Raw genomic sequence first — 3208 nt, forward strand, 5'->3', positions numbered from 1 at the left:
CTAATGCAAAGGTAAACTTTAAAAATAGAACATAAACGCGATAACTTGAGAAGTATCTCTTAATCACTTTTTGGATATTGCGTATAACGAATAGGCTAACCGACGTAGGCTGACCCTGAGTCCCGGAAGCGGGACGTTAGGGACTGGCGCGTAGTTTGCATAAGCAAACGAGTGCCAGAAAGCCTATGTGCCGTAGGCCGAGCGAGGGCTTGTCCCGAAGCGAAGTGGTTAGCCGCTGTTATACGCAGTATCCAATGTGAGAGAATAAAGTGATTAGAAAACAATTTAATCAGCATTTCTTTTCTTCCATTTTTATTTCTTAAAGTTAATTTTTTCAAATCTTTTTAGAATTAGAAAAAAGAATCCTAATCACATTATGTAAAAATAGATTCGCCGTCCAAAGTTAATTTTTTATTTAAGATAAAACCAAGAACTCTTCATTTCTTTCTTTAGTTCATCTTTTTTCTTAATTCTTATTTCTTAAAGTGAAAATTTTCATTAAAATTTTCTACTTAATCAACGGAGCTGCGATAGAACGAATCTCATAAATAAAAATGCGTTAATTCAAAAATATTAGCGTGAATACTTACTAATAGTCTCTTAATCACTTTTTGGATATTGCGTATAACGAATAGACTTACCGAAGTTCCCCGACCCTGAGTCCCAACGGGACGTTAGGGACTGGCATGTAGCTTGCGGAAGCAAGGCGAATGCCAGAAGGGGAATTTGCCGGAGGCCGAGCGAGGCCTCGTGCCGAAGCGTAGCGGTAAGTCGCTGTTATACGATGTTCCCGATTTATTGATTATAAGTGAATATCTCTTATGCGAATTTTGTTTATTGATAATACAACAAATTTCCCGTTTAATTCTATACTATTTCTATTAAGGAGAATATTCAAAGAGTTGAAAATTTCCTTAAAATCTTTTGGGTGATATCGTAGAAAGATGATACCGTTTGAATATTCCTTGTGAGCAAAAACCCATTCACCAAAATCTTTGTCTAAGGTAAGAATGATTGCATCATTTTTCTTTGCCAGCTCAATGACTTGTAAATCTGTAATACCTTTACTCTCTTCAAAAACAGATAGAACTCTATGCCCTTCATTTCTAAGAAGTTTTATAAGTCGATAGTCGACGTTTTCGTCAGCGAGTATATTAACTTGCAAGCAAGCTTTCTCTGCTTATTACATGGCTTGAATAGGAGATACAAGCAAGGATATCGTCTTTTTCGATTCCTGGTGAAGCTTCGAGGATTTCCTCGATAGACATTCCATCGCCTAATCTTTCGAGAATTAGATCGACTGCTATCCTTGTATTTTTAATAACCGGTTTACCGAGTAAAACGTCAGGTGAGGAGGAAAGTCTAGATTTATAATCCATAGTGATATTCTAACAGTGATCCTTAAAAAAAGTCAAGTTTTGTTAGAGCGGAATTAAATGGAATTTATCACTTATTCTGGCTTTTCTTCATTACTCTAATGTCATTTTAAAAGTAGATGTTTAGGGAATATCGTATAACGAATAGACTTACCGAAGTTGTCCGACCCTGAGTCCCGGAACGGGACGTTAGGGACTGGCATGTAGCTTGCGAACGCAAGGCGAATGCCAGAAGGACAATTTGCCGTAGGCCGAGCGAGGGCGAAGTCCCGAAGCGTAGCGGTAAGTCGCTGTTATGCGCCGTACCTTTGATATTGTTTATGCATTTGGATAAAATGCAATTATAGCTGTAATTATGTGGGCTATAATTAGTGGCCATATGTTTTTAATTTTGTTATAGAAAATAGAAAAAAGTAATCCGTATAAAAAAGTATCGATTATGTTTATAATTCCGCCTTCCCAGTGATTCACGGAGAAGAGAATCGATGAAATTAGAATGTAATTAATATTAAATTTATTGTCTATTTGAAAAAGTTGAGCTAAAATTCCACGATAGTAAATTTCTTCAACGATTCCAGCAGTAAAGGAATAATATATTGTTAATAAAATGCCAGTTTCAAAATTATTTGGAATTGTAGATTGGAATTCAAAATTATGGAAATAATTAGTCGTAAAAAATTTAGAAAGTATTGAGTGAGTAATAAAGTAAAATTTTTGTACAAAAAAGCTAAAAATTAGAGAGAAAATAATTACAAAATAATAACTTTCCTTTTTAAATAATTTGGAATGAAAGCCCAAGTCGGAGAATGAAAAAACTTTTAAATAAAAAATAAAGTATGTGACAGTGAATATAGGAAGAAGTATCCAGAAGACAATTTCCATTATAGAGAAAAAGAAAAGATTCTTTGAAAGATAAGGATTGAAAAAACCATTTAGAAAGCAAAATGTCCAAAATATAAAAAAATAGAATAAGATGGATGATTTTGTTTCTTCGTTCATTGATTAAGTTTTACTTTTTATAAAGCCAGTTAAGGTATGGCGCATAACGAATAGGCTAACCGACGTAGGCTGACCCTGAGTCCCGGTCGGGACGTTAGGGACTGGAACGACACTTGCGCAGGCAAGGGGAGTGCCAGAAAGCCTATGTGCCGTAGGCCGAGCGAGGGCTTGTCCCGAAGCGATGTGGTTAGCGGCTGTTATACGCAGTATCCAATGTGAAAGAATAAAGTAATTAAAAAAAATTTAGCCAAATTTCGTATTCTTTCTTTTTTTTTCCTAAAGTCTATGTTTTCGAATCTTTTATAAATTATAAAACAGAATCGTAATTACATTATGTAAAAATAGAGTCGCCGTCCAAAAATAAATTCTTATTTAAGATAAAACCAAGAACTCTTCATTTCTTTCTTCAGTTCATCTTTTCTCTTAATTCTTATTTCTTAAGGTGAAAATTTTGATTAAGGGATTATAATTACTCAACGGAACTGCGATAGAAGTTTTCTAATGCAAAGGTAAACTTTAAAAATAGACGCCTCTAGTGATTACTTGAGAAGTATCTCTTAGTCACTTTACGCCTATTGCGTATAACGAATAGACTTACCGAAGTTCCCCGACCCTGAGTCCCGGTGACGGGACGGTAGGGACTGGCATGCAGCTTGCTTAAGCAAGGCGAATGCCAGAAGGGGAATTTGCCGTAGGCCGAGCGAGGCCTTGTGCCGAAGCGTAGCGGTAAGTCGCTGTTATGCGTAGTGGCTTTATCCCCAAATGACCAAATCATCTTCTGCTATAAAATCGCACTTATCGCAGTGAGGTTTTTTGGGTGAAATTTTCCCGCT

The 3208-nt window shown here is 36.1% G+C and carries 3 protein-coding genes; all 3 read right to left on the reverse strand.

The genetic code is table 11. The annotated features are described in order from the left end of the window. Window positions 1–802: 802 nt before the first annotated feature. On the reverse strand, window positions 803–1165 hold the full coding sequence (locus tag LEP1GSC202_RS10910) for a DUF5615 family PIN-like protein (RefSeq protein ID WP_039928884.1): 363 nt from the start codon (window positions 1163–1165) through the stop codon (window positions 803–805). Then, complete coding sequence (locus LEP1GSC202_RS10915) at window positions 1155–1379, reverse strand: DUF433 domain-containing protein (protein WP_015683059.1); 225 nt, start codon at window positions 1377–1379, stop codon at window positions 1155–1157. The genes LEP1GSC202_RS10910 and LEP1GSC202_RS10915 overlap by 11 nt, the downstream gene beginning before the upstream one ends. Window positions 1380–1694: 315 nt before the next feature. Continuing rightward, on the reverse strand, window positions 1695–2375 hold the full coding sequence (locus LEP1GSC202_RS20490) for a CPBP family intramembrane glutamic endopeptidase (RefSeq protein WP_015677815.1): 681 nt from the start codon (window positions 2373–2375) through the stop codon (window positions 1695–1697). Window positions 2376–3208: the final 833 nt, after the last annotated feature.

Origin of the sequence: Leptospira yanagawae serovar Saopaulo str. Sao Paulo = ATCC 700523, assembly GCF_000332475.2 — a bacterium.
Taxonomy (GTDB): Bacteria; Spirochaetota; Leptospiria; order Leptospirales; family Leptospiraceae; genus Leptospira_A; species Leptospira_A yanagawae.